Raw genomic sequence first — 18070 nt, 5'->3', positions numbered from 1 at the left:
TCAGTCTCCCAGCAGCGCCATGCTGCAGGCGGCCCGGTCCGCCGCGGACAGGGCGGCCAGCGCCGACGGCAGCGCCAGCGGGCGCAGGCGCAGCGTTTGCGGCTCGGGCCACACCACCGCGCTGCCGTCGCCGGCAAAGGCGAACACCTCCAGCGGCAGGGGGCTGCGCTGCAGGCGCAACAGCATGCGCGGCAATACCGCCGGCAAGGCGGTAGCGATGTCGCCGTCCAGCGGCTCGAACACCAGGTCGCTCCAGCCGCGCTCGTCAAAGCAGGCCAGCCCCACCCGCCCCGGCTCCGCCAGCAGGAAGGCGCCGCGGCCAACCTTGATCTGGCCGCGCCAGTGATTGCAGGCCGCCATCAAATAGGGCTGCACCGACGCGAGCCGCAGGCCGGCCTCCTGTGCCAGCGCAGCGGCTTCCTGCAGCAGTTCGCTGTCGATGGCGCTGGCCAGCAGCGGGCCGCCGTAGCCGCTGCCGCTCCAGCGGTACAGCCACTGCGCGGCGGCATCGCCGTATACCTGCCGGAAGGCGTGCTGCACCAGCGCCTGCCACTCTTCCGGGGTGTCCAGCCCCTCGCGCCACGGGATCAGCTGGTAGCGCACGAAATGGTTGGACAGCACCAGCGTTGCTGCGCGCGGCGGCAGGCGCTGCTCCTGCAGCAAGCCGCGCAGGGCGGCCAGCGCCGGGCGCCACGCCGGCCCCTGCTCCGCCGGCGGGCAAGCGGCCACCGCGCGCTCGACCAGCCGTGGCCGCAGGCCGCGCGACAGCCGCAGCCAGACCGCGCGTTCCGGCGCCAGCGACAAGCCGATTCGCTCATGCAACGAAAGTGACACGATTGATTTCCTGTAGTGTGGTTTCACCGCGCTTGACCATGTCGACCGCGGCCTCGCGCAGAAAACGGGTGCCGTTGCGACGCGCGGCTTCCTTGATGTGGCGGATCGGTTCGCGCGCCACGATCAGCTCGCGGATCTCGTCGGTCAGGCGCAGCATTTCGCCGATCGCCTTGCGCCCCTTGTAGCCGGTGCCGCGGCAGTGGCCGCAGCCGCGCCCGCTGCGAAAGCCGTCGTGCGTGGCCAGTTCGGCCGGCAGGCCGGCGGCCAGCAGTTGCGCCACCGTCGGCTGCTCCGGCTGCGAGCAGAACGGGCAGTTCAGCCGCACCAGGCGCTGCGCGAAGATGCAGTTCAGCGCCGAGACAAAGCTGTACGGCTCGATATCCATGTGGATGAAGCGGCCGATGACATCGAACACGTTGTTGGCGTGCACGGTGGTAAACACCAGGTGGCCGGTCAGCGCCGCCTGCACCGCGATCTGCGCCGTCTCGGGGTCGCGGATCTCGCCGACCAGGATCTTGTCCGGGTCGTGGCGCAGGATGGAGCGCAGGCCGCGCACGAAGGTCAGCCCCTTCTTCTCGTTGACCTGGATCTGCAGCACCCCCGGCAGCTGGTACTCGACCGGGTCCTCGATGGTGATGATCTTGTCGCTGCCGGAGTTGATCTCGGTCACCGCCGCGTACAGGGTGGTGGTCTTGCCGCTGCCGGTCGGGCCGGTAACCAGCACCATGCCGTAGGGCTCGCTGATGTAGCGGCGGATCTCGCCGATCAACTGGCTGTCGAAGCCGAGGCTGTCCAGTCGCAGTTCCTGCTGGCTGTCGGTCAGCGTGCGCCGGTCGAGGATGCGCAGCACCGCGTCCTCTCCGAGGATGTTGGGCATGATGGAGACGCGGAAATCGACCTCGCGTCCCTGCATCGCGATCTTGAAGCGCCCGTCCTGCGGGATGCGCCGCTCGGCGATATCCAGCTCCGACATCACCTTCACCCGCGACACCATCTGCTCGGCCAGATCGGCGCCGTTGAGGCTGCCCACGGTCAGCAGCACGCCGTCGATGCGGTACTTCATCACCAGCCCGTTGCCGCCCGACTCCAGGTGGATGTCGCTGGCGCCCATCTTCAGCGCGTCGTAAATCACCGAGTGCACCAGTTTCACCACCTGGCTGGTGTCCTCGCTGATCGACTTGTAGGAAATGTCCTCCAGCGTCTGCGTGGTTTCGACATGGTTGGCCGCAGAGCCGAGCAGCACGTCGATGGCGCGCCAGGACTCCTCGTAACGGGTGAGGAAGGCGGCCAGATCGCCGCGGTGCACCAGATACCAGCTGGCGGCCGGCTGCACCGCGCAATGCACCCACTCCTGCAGCGCCGCATCGAACGGGTTGCTGAACAGGATGCGCAGCTCGCCGTCGGCGCTGCGGCAGGCCATGCACTCCTGGCGCACCGCGTCGGGGTAGGCGATCACGTCGAAGGCCGGTTGCAGCTGCTCGATGTCGGCCATCGCCAGCGCCGGGTAGTGCGCGGTGGCGGCGAGGTGGCGCACGAAGGCATCCGGCGGCAGGCCGCTGCCCTCTTCCAGCACCGCCAGCAGCGGCCGCTGGTAGCGCTGCGCGTCGTCGCGCGCCTGCTGCACTTGGCTGGCGCTGAACGCCGCCGGCTCGGGAAGGGAAAGATCGCGGCTCATTGGATGCTCCCGGCCAGCTCGAAGATGGGGAGGTACATCAGCACCACCACGATGCCGATGACCAGCCCGATGAACACCATCAGCACCGGCTCGAACATGCGCATGAAGCGCTCCACCGCCAGTGCCATTTCTTCCTCGTAAAAGCCGGCGATGCGGCCCATCATGCTGCCCATCTGCCCGCTGCGTTCACCGACGCGCAGCATGCGCAGCGCTACCGGCGTGGTCAGTCCGTGGCTGTGCAGCGCGCCGGAAATCGGCTTGCCGTCGCTGATATCCCGCGCCGCCTGCTGCAGCCGCAGCCGCAGCGAGGTCTGCAACACGCCGGACACCATCGCCAGCGCCGGCACCACCGGCGTGCCGCCGACCAGCAGCATGCCCAGCATGCGGTACAGCCGCGCCAGCTGGTACAGCCGCATGCGCTCGCCCAGCGACGGGATCTTCCACAGCAACTCGCCCAGCCGGCGGATGACCTCGGGGCGGGTCAGCAGGTAGCCGGCCGCAAGCAGCAGCAGCAACAGCGCCGGCAGCAGGAACACGGCATAGGTCTGAAACAAATTGCCCCAGGCCAGCAGCAAGCGCGAGAACAGCGGCAGGTCGCTGCCCATCGTTTCGTAGACCTGGGCGAAGCGCGGCACCACGTAGCCGATCAGGAACAGCAGCACCGCGCCACCGGCCAGGATCAGCAGCGCCGGATAGATGGAGGCGCTGATCACTTTCTTGCGCACCGCATCAACCTGGGTCTGGTAGGCGAGGTAACGGCCGAGCGCATTCTGCAGGTCGCCGGTTTTTTCGCTGGCGCGCACGGTGGCGACATACAGCGAAGGAAAGGTCTCCGGAAACTGCTGCAGCGCCACCGACAGCGACAGGCCCTCGTGCAGGCGCTGGATGATCTGGCTCAGGATGCGGCGCGACTCCGGGCGTGATTCTTTTTCGTTCAGCGCCTCGATGGCCTCCACCAGCGCAAGCCCGGCCTCCAGCAGCGCGAGCAGTTCCTGGGTAAACAGCGCCAGCTGGAAGCCGGAACGCGACCATGTCCACGAGAAGCTGCGCTGCCTGACCGCCAGCACGGCATAGCCCTGGTCCTGCGCCTGGCTGACGGCTTCACCATCGCTGCCGGCTTCCAGCACCAGTACCGCTACCTCGCCATCATGGTTGATGGCCTTGATCTCGAAATACATGATGTTCCTGACCTAGCTGCCGATATCGGCATCCTCGCCCGAGCCACCGGACTGACCGTCCTTGCCGTAGCTGTACAAGTCATATTCGCCGCGCTCTCCCGGCTGGCGATACTGGTAGGGCCGTCCCCACGGGTCCGGCGGCGGCGCCTTTTTCAGGTACGGCCCCTGCCACTTCGGCTCGTCGGCCGGGCGCGAGTACAGTGCGGCCAACCCTTGTTCGGTGGTGGGATAGCGGCCGGTATCCAGCCGGTACTGGTCGAGCGACTTTTCCAGCGCGTCCACCTGTGCCTGCGCCGTCTTCACCTCCGCCTTGCCGACCTGCGCGAAATAGCGTGGCGCCACATAGCCGGCCAGCAGGCCGATGATCACCAGCACCACCAGCAATTCCAGCAAGGTGAACCCCGCGCTGCCGAATCGCTTCCGAGAAAGGCTATACATAGATTTCACGCCTCGATCCGCCGGCCAGCCCAGCCCTGACGGCGGCCTGCCACGCAGTAAGCTACTTGACCCAGTTGTCAATCATGCTTACAACAGAATTTAGATAAATACATTTATAGAGGGCCACGCCGGCTTTCGCCATCCATTCTTCAGTGCTAGATGCAATGCAAAGACAACGCATATGGCTTTCGCTAGCGATAACGGATGGGGTGCCGATAGCGGCAGGCCAGATGCGCGCGAGGCCCAATCCGCATGGCGCAAGGCAGGGGGAAAAAGCAGCGCCGGCAGCTGTAACCGGAAACACGGAGCCAGCGGTGGCGTACTTTAAGAAATGGCCGGCAGCGGCCGGCAATTCGCGGCAAATACCGGGTAGCAAACTATACTTTTTTTCAACCGTACTGATATCGGATAGCACATCACAACAGGTCGCGCCATGTACACCAGTCACTATGGCCTTGCCGACTCGCCGTTCTCGATCGCGCCCGATCCGCGCTATCTGTTCATGAGTCAGCAGCACCGCGAAGCGCTAGCCCACCTGATGTACAGCATCAGGGGCGAAGGCGGATTCGTGCTGCTGACCGGCGAGGTCGGCGCCGGCAAGACCACGCTGTGCCGCTGCTTTCTGGAACAACTGCCCGCGCACTGCGATGTCGCCTTCGTCATCAACCCCAAGCTCACCGTGCCGGAGCTGCTGGCCACCCTCTGCGAAGAGCTGCAGATCGCACTGCCCGCCGAGCACGGCAACAAGGCCTGCATCGACCTCATCAACAAGCACCTGCTGGCCGCCCACGCGCAGGGACGCACCACGCTGCTGATCATCGACGAAGCGCAGAACCTGAGCGACGAGGTGCTGGAGCAGGTGCGGCTGCTGACGAATCTAGAAACGCACGAGTGCAAGCTGCTGCACATCATCCTCTTGGGGCAGCCGGAACTGCGCGACAAGCTGGCACGGCCGGAATTGCGGCAACTGTCGCAGCGCATCGTCGCCCGTTACCACCTCGGCCCCTTGCAACGCGACGAGATCGCCCCCTATATCCAGCACCGGCTGAGCGTGGCCGGCAGCCATCTCGACCTGTTCCCGCCGGCGGTGATGCGGCAGCTGTTTGCCTGTACCGGCGGCGTGCCGCGCAAGCTGAACGTGCTGTGCGACCGCGCCCTGCTCGGCAGCTACGCGCAGGGCAAACCCCGCGTCGACCGTGCCACGGTGCGGCAGGCGGCACGGGAGGTGTTCAACAGCAACCCGATCCGCCCATGGCACAAGCTGGCCCTCGCCAGCGGCGCCCTGCTCAGCACCGTCGCGGTCGCCACCGTGCTGTTCTATGGCGCACAACCGGCCGGCCAGCACTCGCCCCCGCCGGCCGCAGCCACCGCTGCCCGCAGCACGGCAACCCGTACCCCTGCGCCGGCACAGCCCGCCGCAACCGCTGCCGCGCCCCGCCCCACCGCCGCACTGGCACGCCTGCCGGCCGCCGACCTCGCGCAGGCACTGGCGTACCGCACGCTGCTGGGGCAATGGCGGATTCCGGCACCGGTCAGCGATGAAGCCGGCGCCTGCCAGCAGGCCGAACTGTTCGGCGCCCGCTGTCTGAGCGGCAGTGGTGACCTGGACAGCCTGCGCCGCCTCAACCTGCCGGCGGTATTGCAGCTGCACCAGCCCGCCGGCCAGCTGCAGCACCTGACCTTGCTGGCGCTGCAAGGCGAACAGGCGCGGGTGGTCATCGGCCAACAACAGCACGAGCTGACGCTGGCGGCGCTGGCACAGGCATGGAACGGACGCTACACCGTGCTGTGGATGCCGCCGCCGCATTATCAGCAGCCGCTGGCGCCCGGCAGCCGCAGCCTGGCGGTCGCCTGGTTGCGGCAACAGCTCGGCCAGCTACCGGCGGCCGGCGGCGCAACGTTGGCCGCAAGCTACGATGCCGGGCTGGCCGCGCGGGTACGCGACTTCCAGCTGCAGCACGATCTGCCCGGCGACGGCATCGCCGGGCCGCTGACCCTGATACGGCTGGCTCAGGCCGGTAATCCTGACTCGCCACACCTGAGCGCCACCGCGCCCGTCACCATCCGGAGGGAGTGATCATGTCCTACATACTCGACGCCTTGCTCAAGGCCGATCAGGAACGACAACGCCACAGCACGCCGACCGTGCACTCCATCCACGCCGCGCAGAGCATCCAGCCGACGCCGGGCAAACCGCGCTGGCGCTACCTGTTACTGATACTGCTGCTGGGCAGCGGCATCGCCGCGGCCGGCATGCTGTTCGGCTGGCAGGCACTGGCGACAATCCGGCCGGCCACGCCGCAGGCGGCCGACAACAGCAGCGTTGCCCTCAACCGCAATACCCCGCAGCCAGCCGAAGCGACGGTGGCTTACCTGCCGCCGGCGAACAGTCTGCCGCTGGCCAGGCAAAGTGATGCCGAGCTGACGCCGCTGCCAGCGCCGGCCGCCCCGGCGCCCAGTCGCAAGGAAAACCATGTCGCGGCGGCAAGCAAGCCGGCCGCACAAACAACGGCGGCCCCGGCGCCTGCGGCCGAAGCCACCGTCAGCCGCATCGACAACCGCGTGTTCAACCTGCGCGAGCTGCCGGCGGCCCTGCAAAAAGAGATTGGTGACAGTGTCGTGATCTCCGGCTTTTCCTCCTCCGCCGAAGATTCGGAACGACTGGTGATCATCAACGACCGGGTACGGCGCGCCGGTGACGACGTCGTGGCCGGCATGACACTGGAAAGCATCCAGGCCGATGGCGTGATCTTGAACTACAAGGGCTATCGCTTCCGTAGCGGAAGTTTCTGACCTCCCACCCACCAGAGGAAACCATCATGGCAACCCTTGTTTGCTTGCCCCGGGCCGGGCCGCTTCGCTGCCGGCAAAGGCCGGCGCTGCTGACCGTCTTGCTGCTGCTCCTTGCGCCCATCGCCGGTGCCAACATCTATGCCTTTACCGATGCCGACGGCACCACGCACTTCAGCAATGTGCCGCAGGACAAGCGCTACCGGCTGGCACTGAGCACGCCGCGCGACAGCGCTGAAGTCACGACCGGCAAGCGCGCGCCGGGCGTGCAGTACCGCGCCAGCCAGCGCGCACGCTGGAGCCAGCTGATCGACAGCACCGCGCAGAACCTGAACCTGGACGCCGCCCTGCTGCACGCGGTCATCGCCACCGAATCCGGTTACAACTGGCGCGCGGTGTCGCCCAAGGGCGCGATTGGCTTGATGCAGTTGATGCCGGCCACCGCCGGACGTTACGGCGTGACCAACCTGTACGACCCGCAGCAGAACGTCCGCGCCGGCGCGCAACACCTGCGCGAGCTGATGGGCCGCTTCGACAACGACCTCAGGCTGGTGCTGGCCGCCTACAACGCCGGCGAACAGGCGGTGGCACGTTATGGCAACCGCGTGCCGCCTTATCAGGAGACCATGCAGTATGTACCGCGCGTGCTGGGCAACTATGCACGCAATCAACAGCGGCCCCAAGCCGCTCCCGAGTACTGATCAAGCCCCAAAAATGCTGATGGCGGCAGGAAATCCTTGCCATTTTGCTGCCGCCATATTTTAAATATTCCGTTGAATCTATTGTCACAATGACCTACGATACAGCGTACCAATCCGCCAAAAAAAGGAAGGAGGCAAACCTCGGTTAGCGTGTTCTGTAATCGCACCGGCCACTCGCGGCAGACACTGCCGGAGAGGGTCGTAATTTGGCTGGCAAGCTGCAGCCTCTGGTATCGAACAAAAGCGGCAGAACAGTACTGGCGGTATTTTTTTCTAATGTACGCAGGAGGGGATCTCGCGCGATTCCTAGGCAAGGAACCGCCTTTGAAGATTCAAAGGAGGTGTAACATGAGTCCCAACGGCCTCGGGAAGCTGCACAAAGCTTCCGGAATACACACATCCGCCATCTGTCGCACGGCGGGTTTCAAACAACCCCTATTCAGGTTTTTCGCCCTGCTGTTCAGCACGCTGTTCCTGCTGCTGACCACCAATCCTGCCGCCGCAGCAGCGCCTGTCGGTATCCAGAACACGCTGGAAGGTTGCCGCAACAACGGCGACATCACCCTGCCTAATGGCAGCGGCCAGTTTGTCTGCCCCGACGACGTCTACACCAGCGGTAACCTCGGCAAAGGCTGGAACGAGCTGGATCTGGTGCCGTATCGGCTGACGGTCGATGCCGGTAATTCTGCGCCGGCAACCCAGACTTACACCATCGCGGTGGTAGTCGATCATGAAGATGCCGGCAAGCCCGGCTACGACGTGCTGTCGACGCTGACCAAGAACGTGGCGCTCTCCAGCGGCACCTGCTCGATCACCAACATCAGCGCCCAGATGGTGCTCGAACCCGGCATCGGCGGTACCGACAAGTCGCTGTACCGGCTAGTCACCATCAGCCAGGACAAGAACAGCACTTGCGTGTTTGACTACTATGCGCGGCTGGCACTGGGTTCGCATCTGTACCCGGGATCGTCGCTGCACGCCAACCTGGCCAATGAGGCCTTCGGCACTGCCGGTATCGGCGCCCGTGACGTGTCCATTCCGGTAAAAGAAATCCTGCCGCAAGAACTGCGCAAGGATATGACTGCCAGTCAGGACACCGACTACAGCTGGAACATCACCAAACAGGCCAACCCGACCGATGTCTCGTTCGGCAACGTCTGCGCGGAAGGTTTTGATGACCAGCTACCGGTGGAAATCACCATCCAGTGGACGCGCTCGGCCGCCATCAACGGCATGATCACCGTCACTACCAACGTCTACGCCAAGAACCCGGCATCGCGCACCATCACCGTCAGTGTCTCCGACAAGATCTATAAGGGCCTGACCCCAACCACCCAGGTCGGCAGTACCGCGAACTCGGGCGAGGTTGATGTGGCCGCCAAGACCGAAGTACTGGTGCTCACCAACCAGCAGACTCTGCCAGCCAGTGATGGCGATCAGGGTGCCTTCAACGATGTGGCCACTGCGACCTACATCGACAAGGCAACCGGTATAGCGGTACCGGGTAACACCACCGCCACCGCCAGTGCCGCCATCAGCACCGGCACCACCACCAACGCCACCGCGGTCATCACCGACACCGAGTCGATCACTGGCAATTTCCTGCAGTTCTCGGTCGATAGCCTGGGCGGCAGCGTCGCCGGCAGCTTCAATCCGGCTTATGTACTGGGTACCAAAACTGTCGGTCCGGTTAACTGGACATCCGGCGAACAAAGCAGCAGCGGTTCGGTTGTATTCATGAAGACCATTCACCTGAATGGCCAGAAAATCACTTCCGGCACCCTGACTGACACTGCGACACTGACACCGAAAGATGGCAGCCCGCAGGTTTCCGGCCCAGTCAATGTGGCCATCGTGTCGAGTTCGGCTGCAGAGCTGAAGATCGACAAGAGCATCGACGCGGAATCGATGTCGTTCCTGGCAGCGGGCGAGAAATACGTGATCCGCTTCACCATTACCCGCCTGGGTGATGCGACCTACCAGGACAGCAAAGAGCTGGTATTCAACTTCGGCGATAGTGGTGCCACCAAATCGGTCTCCCTGACCGGACTGGTACCGGATACCTATCAAGTGGTTGAGGAAACCGTGTTCGTCAATGCGGCCAACGTTGAAGCGATCGGCGTGCTTGCCGATGCGACCAGCAACTCGCGCAGTGTCGACCTGACTGTCACCGACAGCACACCGATCTGCCTGGGCACTGCCGTGTTCGCCAACAAGCGGGCATTTGGTCCGGCCACCGCCGAAGTGCAGAAAGTCACCGATCCGGTGCTGCAATCCGGTGATGCCGACTTCAAGTGGAGCTTTACCCTGACTGGCCCTGGTGCCGGGACGGGCGTCCTCGCCGAGGCTGATGCCGGTGGTGGTGCAGTAGCGTTCGAAGCAGGCGGCCAGCCGTTCTCGCTTTCCGAAGGTGTCTACACCGTGACCGAAACGCTGAAGAGTGGCTGGGACTTGAACAGTGTCAACAGTGACCCTGCTGCCACAACCTGCTCCTTTACCGTCAATTACCCAGCCGATGCCGGCAAAGTGTTCTCCTGCCTGTTCAAGAACACCAAGCGGGCCGAAGTGCAGGTAATCAAGACCTTCAACGGCGCACCCATCACTGGTAGTGAAGTGTTCACCTTCAGTCTGCGTACCGGCGCATCGGCCGCAGCTGACGGCACCATCCTGCAAACCCTGCAGGCCAATGCCGGCAACGGTGGCACCATTACCTTTGACAAGGTGGTTCCTGGCGACTACCAGCTGTGCGAACAGGGTATCCTGGCTGGCTGGACAACTTCTCTGTCCTCCATGCCCGGCGCCTTCTCGCCACCCAATGGCGGTGACAACAGCACTACTTGCGTCGGCTTTAGCGCCGCTGCCGGTCAGTCTGTAAGCTTCACCATCGACAACGTACCACCGCCGGGAGGCCAGGCCCACACCATCGGCTACTGGAAAAACTGGGCTTCCTGCAAACAAAGTGGCGGCAAGCAAGCACCTGTTCTCGACCAAACCATGGCCCTGGCTGAGCCTACCGGTATCCAGGTAAACAGCTTCTACCTGCATGGTGATGTGGCCAACCCTGACGTGGCACCGGATTGCAGCAAGGCAGTCAGCTTGCTCAACAAGTCCACCTTTAGCGGTACCAAGAAAGCCAGCGACCCGCTGTTCAACATGGCGGCGCAACTGGTAGCGGCTGAACTGAACTACGCAGCAGGGGCAACAACCTGCGCCAAAGTCAGCGAGGCTATCGTGGCAGCCAATGCGCTGCTGACCAAGTACCAGTTCACTGGTTACGGCTACACCGGCAAGGTCAGCGCCACTGACGCCAGCCTGGCCCGTAGCCTGGCGACTCGACTGGACAACTACAACAACAACCTGCCAAGCGCCTGCCTGTAAACCAGACTGGCGTATCAAAAAAAGCCCGGCGCAAGCCGGGCTTTTTGTTGGCGATAAGACGGTGCCGCCTTATCTGGCAACCTGTACCGACACCACCGCGCTGGCGCTGGCGGCGCCGTCGCTGATGCTGTAGCTGAAGCTGTCGCTGCCCTTGAACTTGCCGTTCGGGGTGTAGGTGATGCTGCCGTCGCTATTGAGCACCGCCTTGCCACGCGCCGGCACGCCCACGGTCTTCACCTGCAGCGGCTTGCCTTCCGGATCGTAGTCATTGCCCAGCACCACCATCCTGACGGCAGTGCCGACCCTGGTCGCGCCGCTGTCATTGACCGCCACCGGCGGCTTGTTGCTGGTGCTGGTCGTGCTGCTGGCCACCACATACGTGGCGCTGGCCGTGGCACGGTAGCTCGTGCTGCCAACGTTGGCCGCAACGACGCTGAAGCCGTAGGAACCGGCTGCCGCGGTCGTTGCCGACGTCACACTCAGGGTGGTGCTGGTGCTGGCACCCGGCGCCAGGGTCAGCGTCGACAGCGGCAGGCTGCTCCAGCCGGCCGGCACCGTGGCCGCCAGGCTGAACTGCGAACTGCTGCAGGCGCTGGAATCGGTATTGGTCACGCTCAGGCTGAAGCTTGCCGCCGTGCCGGCAGCCAGCGACGGGCTTTGCCCCGGCGTCAATGCCACACTCGGATTGCCACGGGTGCACACCGGCTGCACCGGCGTTTGCCCGCCGGTCGCCACACTCACCGTGGCACCGCTGCTGCTCAGCGACAGCAGCGAAATGCTCACCCCGCTGCCGCTATCGGTGAAGGTCTTGCCCACCGCCAGCGGCGAATCGCTGATGTCATCGGTGGCCGAGCTGTTCGGCGTCAGGTCGAGCAGGTCGCTGGTGTCACCGCTGTTGTCGGTACCGGTGCGCACCAGCACGCCATTGACCGCCTGCGGGAAGCGCGAGATGTCGCTGTCGAAGCCAAGTGGCTGGCGGAATTCGACGTAATACCAGCTCTTCTGTCCGGTCGTGGCGTCCACGCCCTTCAGCACCTTCACGGCCTTGATGCCATTACCGGCGGCCGCGTACGGCGTCAGCGTAACGGTGGTGCTACCGCTTTCCACGGTGGCGATGGCGGGCGACAGGTTGTAATTCAGCCAGCCCAGGCGCTCTTTCTGGAACGCGTTGTAGTGCACGCCGCCATTGCCCATGGTGTCGAAGGCATCGCCGTACTCGCTGCGGCTGCAGCTGCTGCCCAGCGTGGTCGCGCCGCAATCCAGCGAGTGCGAGTGCCACAGGCCGAAGTTGTGCCCCATCTCGTGCGTGACCACCCCGCGATACAGCGCGCCGTTCAGCCACGACGACGACGGCGAACCGCCGACGGTGCCCATGCCGGACCAGGTGCAGGCAGTGTTTTTCGGCATCACGTAGATACGGCGCGGATACTGCGTCAGGTCGATGCCGGCGGTCTTGGCGGCCTGGTTGGCGTAGGCGGCCACGTTGTCCGGGCTGCAGGTCTGGTTGATCGGCAGCGTCAGCCAGCCGAAGACATTGCCGTTCAGCCAGGTCTGCTGCGACGAGTTTTCCTTGATGAAATCGCTGCTGCTGCCAAACACGGTGGTGTTGGCCTGGCTCGCGGTATACGGCTGCGTCTGGTTGTCCTGGAAGTTGACCAGCAGCACCGCGGTTTTCTGCTCGCCAAAGGTATTCGGTGCGGCCAGTGCCAGCACCTGGTAGCTGGTGCTGCCGGTGCTGTCCAGCGCCAGCACATTGTTGCTGAGCGAACCCTTCACCCGCACCTTGGTGCCGCTCGGCTGGCGCGGGCCCTTGCCCTTGAACTTCAGCTCGACACGGCCCTCTTCCGTTTTCAGGTAGTAGCGGTTGCCGGTGGTCTTGTCGAAGTAGTGAACGTGGATCACCTCCAGCTCACCCTCGCGCTCCACTGCAGCCGCTGCCGTCGCGGTGCCCTGGTTCTGCGGCAGGGCCTTGCTGCTCTGGGCCATGCCGGGGGCGGCAAACAGGGTCAAGACAAGTGACAACATGGTGCCGGTGCGGGCCATCAGGCGCGGCCAAACTGGCGCTGCTGCAATAGACATAATTTCCTTTCGTGTAACCCGGGCTGCCGGCCGGCGGCGCTCAGCGCCCTGCCCGATCCGGCAATACCCTTTTCCTGTGTGGCGGCAGCAGCCGGAAGCGACACCACATCGTGTCCGCTCCCGGCCGCAGGCAACACGCCACAACCAAGCCTTGCTTCGTATCCGCCGATAGGTCCGGCGTGCTGTCTCGATGACACCAGCCACCCGCACAACAGGACGCGCCCCCTTTTTGGCATCCCGTCGGCAAGCGCTGGCGCCGGCCATTCGTCTTGCTGACACTTGTTGTTTTACTTGCAACAGCCACTATTAAAATCAATAGCCGAAGGATGTCAGATACAAACAGTCAAGTCAGTTCACATAGTCTGGCCACAAGGCTGACACCGTGATTCCACGTCCGAACCTATCGGATGACGTCGCTACTATACATAGTTGCTGAGGAGTTACCGCCCCGTTTTTCGGCCGATTCAAAAAATAGCACGCAAGATATATGTCTTTGTTTTAATTAGACAAACATCATTTCATCAATCAGATAAATGACAGCTTTACCGGCAATATCTTTGGAAATTTTGCAACGGGTCATTCCACTCATCTTTATCCCGTTCGAACGGCTGGTTGCGCTGAAAACCGGGCGCAAATCACCCGCCAACGCGGCGCCAAAGCACAGCGCTAGCGTTGGCCGCCGGCACGGCAAAAAGCCGCACCGGCAGCAGCACAAACAGCGCAACAGGAGGATGAAAACGGAGAATGAACCAAGATGTAGCCAGCACTGCCAGCACGCGACAGGGTCATCGCGCAAGGCGCACCACGAGATAAGCAGCAAGCGCAGCAACCGTGCCAGCAGCAAGCGCGCCGCTGGCGGGATGGCAGCGAAACATCGGCGCCGGCGGCAAAGCGGCCACAATTTAACGATCGGCCACCTTTTGCACGCTTTCGCCGCCGGCAACCGCGCGCAAAGCCCGATGGCGCGGTCATTACCAATCGGCGCGCCGCAATGCAAAAATCAATAACAGCATTAAAATCAATAAGCTGCCATTTAAAACATGCCAAAAGCGCATATTTTTTTAAAAACAGGCTTGACTTGCTCAAAACCAGACGTTAAAGTGCACGCCAATTCGTGATGCAGCACTGTGACACGAAGCCAGTGGGGGTATAGCTCAGCTGGGAGAGCGCTTGCATGGCATGCAAGAGGTCAGCGGTTCGATCCCGCTTATCTCCACCACTTCAGTCCCTATAGTTTAGCGGTTAGAACACTGCCCTTTCACGGCGGCGGCCGGGGTTCGATTCCCCGTGGGGACGCCAGAACAGGAAAAGCCCGTTACTTCGGTAACGGGCTTTTTGCATTGGCGGCCAACGTTGGCCGCAGCCTGCCGCCAGCGCGCCGGATCAGGCGCACGCCGCAAAAATGGCATCGGCGGTGGCGATGGTTTGCCCGTCATTTTGCCGGCAGCGTACAATACGCCCTTTCTCGTTTTCGCTGGCCATCCGACATGATCCGCACTCGCTTTGCCCCCAGCCCGACCGGCTTCCTGCACATCGGCGGTGTCCGCACCGCGCTGTTCTCCTGGGCGTTTGCCCGCAAAAACGGCGGCACCTTCGTGCTGCGCATCGAAGACACCGACCTGGAACGCTCGACGCCGGAATCGGTAAAAGCCATCCTCGACGGCATGCACTGGGTCGGCCTCGACTACGACGAAGGCCCGTTCTACCAGACGCAGCGCTTTGACCGTTACAAGGAAGTGATCCAGCAACTGCTCGCCGCCGGCCATGCCTACCCGTGCTACTGCAGCAAGGAAGAGCTGGAAGCGCTGCGTGCGCAGCAGGAAGCCAACGGCGAGAAGCCGCGCTACGACCGCCGCTGGCGCCCGGAAGCCGGCAAGACACTGCCGCCGCCACCGGCCGGCGTGCAGCCGGTGATCCGCTTCAAGAACCCGCTGGATGGCGTGGTGGCGTGGGATGACGCGGTCAAGGGCCGTATCGAGTTCGCCAACACCGAGCTGGACGACCTGATCATCGCCCGCCCGGACGGCAGCCCGACCTACAACTTCTGCGTGGTGGTCGACGACTGGGACATGAACATCACCCACGTGATCCGCGGCGACGACCACGTCAACAACACCCCGCGCCAGATCAACATCCTCAAGGCACTGAACGCGCCGCTGCCGGTGTACGGCCACCTGCCGATGATCCTCAACGAGGACGGTCAGAAGATGTCCAAGCGCCGCGACGCGGTGAGCGTGGTGGATTACGCCGACAAGGGCATCCTGCCGGAAGCGCTGCTGAACTACCTGGCGCGCCTGGGCTGGGGTCACGGCGACGACGAGCTGTTCGACATGGCGCAGTTCGTGGAGTGGTTCACGCTGGAAGCGGTCAGCGGTTCGCCGAGCCGTTTCAACCACGAGAAATTCCTGTGGCTGAACGCGCAGTACATCAAGGCCGCCGACAACACGCGCCTGGCCGAGCTGATCGCCGGTCGTCTGGCTGCGGCCAACGTTGACACTACCAGCGGCCCGGCACTGGCTGACGTGATCGCGCTGGTGAAGGAACGGGTGCAGGACCTCAACGCGCTGGCCGTGGAAGTGGACTACTTCTACGCCAAGCGCACGCCTGCCGCCGCCGACGTGGAAAAACACCTGTCCGCCGACAGCCACGCGCGCATGCTGCGCTTTGCCGAACGTCTGGCCGCGCTGGACAGCTGGACGGCGGAGAGCATCCACGAGCTGTTCAAGCCGTTCTGCGCCGACGAAGGCATCAAGATGGGCCAGCTGGGCATGCCGCTGCGCGTGCTGGTCTGCGGCACCGCGCAGACACCATCGGTGGATGCGGTGCTGGCGCTGATCGGCAAGGACGAGGTGCTGCGCCGCATGCGCGGCTAAGCCCGCAAAGCCGTAGCATGCCGCCTGACACGCAGCACTCCGGCTTGCTGCATGTAAACAGCCCCTGCCGCTTATCCCGCTAGGGGCTGTCATTTTGTCAGCGTGAATGCAGCCATGCCGGCCGCCTGCACTCAGGAGGCGATTCCGGTCACCTGGGCCAGCACGCGCGCCACCTCTTCGCGCATCACGGGCGCCTTGCCATTGAAATGCCCGCCTGGCGCCGCAAGCAACCCTTCGCCCACCACCAGCTCCGCAGCCTCATCGTAGCCCTTACCCAGTTGGGCAGCATCAAGCAATGTGGCACGTTGCGCCAGCGAACGCTGCTGGAAAACCTCCGCCAGCCGTTTTACCGCCAGCGCAAACTCTTCACGGGTCACCGCCTGCCGCGGCCAGAAGCGGTCATAACCGCTCATCCAGCCATTGCTCACCACGATCTCAATCTGTTCGCGCAAAGGGTGATCGCCAGCAACATCCGACAGCAACGGCTTTTCCGCCGCCTTCAGCTCGCCGTTGAGCGTCATCTGCAGCGCATTGGCAAGCTCGGCGCGGGTAATGGCACGCTGCGGCTCGAAACGACGCTGAGCATCGGTCGTCATCAGGCCGCGGAACACGACCGCGGCAATCGCCTGCTGCTGCTTGCTGCGGCCAATATCGACAGGCAATGTGCGCGACGGATGACCCAGCATCGCATCCACCGGCTCGATATCCATGCGCACATCGCGCACCGTGTAATTGGTCAGCGAATCGACAAAACGGCTCCAAGCCGCAAACGACTCGCCCTTGCTGAAATTGACGCGATAACCATAGTGATAGCCATTGGCCGGGTTGTAGCGTGTCAGCAAACCTTGCTGCTGCCTGGCCTTGTTGTCGGCCAAACCATAGATCACGGCGCGGCCGACGCTGTTGACGGCAGACAGGTCCGGGATCAGCGCATTGCCGTTCAGATACTCGTCACCGGCCTTGATCGCTACTTTGCCCGGATCAGGGACAATGACATCACGTGCCGGGTCGTAACGGTCACCGCTGCCCAGCATCGCCAGCCGGACATTACGGATTTCACTACCATAGATGCCAAAGCGGTTGCTGGCCGACGAGACATCCATCACCGTGACATAGCCCTCGCCCAGCACCTCAATGGTGCCATCTGGCTTGATCCACATCGCCGTATTGGTATCCAGACCATAACCCCGCTTCAGGTTGCGGCTGGTGAGATAGCTCGCCATGCGCAGCGCCCGGCCGGAGGTGGTCTCCTCCAGCTTGTCCAGGTGCTGATCAATCACACCATCAAACAGGCCGCTTCCCTTCAGCACCGCCGTGCCACGCATATTGCCACGCGCAGCCACGCCGAAATCCAGCGTATCCATGACCACACCATAGGCCGTCGGCATCCACACACCCTGAATGCTGGCACCGGCACTGCTACCGCCAACAACCCCTCCCCGCTCTTTCAGTGCACGAATCGCCTGAAAGGCCAGCGATGGCGAGCCATCCCCGTTGTACAGGGCACGAGCAATCCGGGCCTGATCGCCGCCAACGAACCACACGGCACTGGCCAGGGTCAGCGGCTTCACCGTGTCGGGGTCGTTCATGGTGTCCTGATAGTTTTTGCGATCAATATTGACGATGCTGATATTGGCCTCCGGTACCCCCAGCGCGATCAGCTCGCCACGAAAACGCTTGCTCGAACTCTGGCTGCCACTGGCAGTGGGCATGATGGCAATACGGGCATTGCTCACACCGCCGGCCAGTTCGATGAATTTTTGGTACACAGGCTGGTTACTTGCGCGCAGCATGCCCCCGACGGCCAGCAGATGCCCCTCTGCCTGCGCCGGCACCGGCGCTAGCGGCCAAGCCAGTGCCAGCGCAGCCAGCAGGCCGCCCATCTTGATAGTGTGCTGTTTCATCATTTCTCCTGAGCTGCCACCCGCCCCAGCCGAGGACCGGGCAACAGCCTGCCAGACCGACGCACACGCAGTACGTCTGCCGGATGCAGCAGCAGGCGGCAACACGGATCAGGGCCAGGCGGGATGAACGAAGCTCCTGTTTCTCTTGTTGATAAAAGTGCTTTGTGGCTGCGGACAAGCCGCGGCTTTTTGTTTGCCCGCCGGATCTAGCCGGACGGTG

The 18070-nt window shown here is 63.5% G+C and carries 12 protein-coding genes and 2 tRNA genes; 8 read left to right on the top strand and 6 right to left on the bottom strand.

The features are described 5' to 3' along the window. The 4 genes from C8E02_RS13755 to gspG are packed head-to-tail and all read right to left on the bottom strand — an operon-like array spanning position 1 to position 4125. Positions 1–834, bottom strand: coding sequence for a hypothetical protein (locus tag C8E02_RS13755; RefSeq protein ID WP_147424503.1), 834 nt, complete (start codon positions 832–834; stop codon positions 1–3). Beyond that, positions 815–2509, bottom strand: a complete 1695-nt coding sequence (locus tag C8E02_RS13750; protein ID WP_120811559.1) for a GspE/PulE family protein — start codon at positions 2507–2509, stop codon at positions 815–817. Before C8E02_RS13750 ends, C8E02_RS13755 begins: the two co-directional genes overlap by 20 nt. Continuing rightward, positions 2506–3687: a type II secretion system F family protein gene (locus C8E02_RS13745; RefSeq protein ID WP_120811556.1), complete on the bottom strand. Its 1182-nt coding sequence runs from the start codon at positions 3685–3687 to the stop codon at positions 2506–2508. Before C8E02_RS13745 ends, C8E02_RS13750 begins: the two co-directional genes overlap by 4 nt. Positions 3688–3699: 12 nt before the next feature. Then, positions 3700–4125, bottom strand: coding sequence for a type II secretion system major pseudopilin GspG (gene gspG / locus C8E02_RS13740; RefSeq protein ID WP_120811555.1), 426 nt, complete (start codon positions 4123–4125; stop codon positions 3700–3702). Between the two features lie 433 nt (positions 4126–4558). Between gspG and C8E02_RS13735 the strand changes: the two genes are divergently transcribed. The 4 genes from C8E02_RS13735 (at position 4559) to C8E02_RS13720 (ending at position 10994) form a co-directional block, all read left to right on the top strand. Continuing rightward, positions 4559–6202, top strand: coding sequence for an ExeA family protein (locus tag C8E02_RS13735; protein WP_120811552.1), 1644 nt, complete (start codon positions 4559–4561; stop codon positions 6200–6202). A gap of 2 nt (positions 6203–6204) precedes the next feature. Then, a complete protein-coding gene (locus C8E02_RS13730) occupies positions 6205–6918 on the top strand; it encodes a general secretion pathway protein GspB (RefSeq protein WP_147424502.1) in 714 nt (237 codons plus the stop codon). A 98-nt stretch (positions 6919–7016) separates the two neighbouring features. Then, positions 7017–7616 (top strand): lytic transglycosylase domain-containing protein, encoded by a 600-nt coding sequence (locus C8E02_RS13725; RefSeq protein ID WP_245961155.1) that lies wholly within the window; start codon positions 7017–7019, stop codon positions 7614–7616. A 276-nt stretch (positions 7617–7892) separates the two neighbouring features. Continuing rightward, a complete protein-coding gene (locus C8E02_RS13720) occupies positions 7893–10994 on the top strand; it encodes a hypothetical protein (RefSeq protein ID WP_245961154.1) in 3102 nt (1033 codons plus the stop codon). Between the two features lie 69 nt (positions 10995–11063). Here the strand turns inward: C8E02_RS13720 and C8E02_RS13715 are convergent, their stop codons facing one another. Then, positions 11064–13019 (bottom strand): Ig-like domain-containing protein, encoded by a 1956-nt coding sequence (locus C8E02_RS13715; protein WP_245961153.1) that lies wholly within the window; start codon positions 13017–13019, stop codon positions 11064–11066. A gap of 611 nt (positions 13020–13630) precedes the next feature. On the opposite strand from C8E02_RS13715, the gene C8E02_RS17275 reads away from it, so the two are divergent. From C8E02_RS17275 to gltX, 4 genes are all read left to right on the top strand, one after another. Further along, positions 13631–14080: a hypothetical protein gene (locus C8E02_RS17275; protein ID WP_147424501.1), complete on the top strand. Its 450-nt coding sequence runs from the start codon at positions 13631–13633 to the stop codon at positions 14078–14080. A gap of 136 nt (positions 14081–14216) precedes the next feature. Beyond that, positions 14217–14292: transfer RNA gene (locus C8E02_RS13710), tRNA-Ala, on the top strand. A gap of 5 nt (positions 14293–14297) precedes the next feature. Then, positions 14298–14372, top strand: a tRNA-Glu gene (locus C8E02_RS13705). Positions 14373–14560: 188 nt separating this feature from the next. Next, on the top strand, positions 14561–15946 hold the full coding sequence (gltX, locus tag C8E02_RS13700; protein ID WP_120811537.1) for a glutamate--tRNA ligase: 1386 nt from the start codon (positions 14561–14563) through the stop codon (positions 15944–15946). 131 nt (positions 15947–16077) lie between these two features. On the opposite strand, the gene C8E02_RS13695 is transcribed toward gltX, so the two are convergent. Then, positions 16078–17850, bottom strand: coding sequence for a cyanophycinase (locus tag C8E02_RS13695; RefSeq protein ID WP_211329251.1), 1773 nt, complete (start codon positions 17848–17850; stop codon positions 16078–16080). Positions 17851–18070 lie beyond the last annotated feature (220 nt).

It is taken from the genome of Vogesella indigofera, assembly GCF_003633895.1.
In the GTDB taxonomy this organism is placed as follows: Bacteria; Pseudomonadota; Gammaproteobacteria; order Burkholderiales; family Chromobacteriaceae; genus Vogesella; species Vogesella indigofera.
The sequence above is the reverse complement of the archived record's forward strand: the minus strand, read 5'-3'. Positions and strand labels throughout refer to the sequence as shown.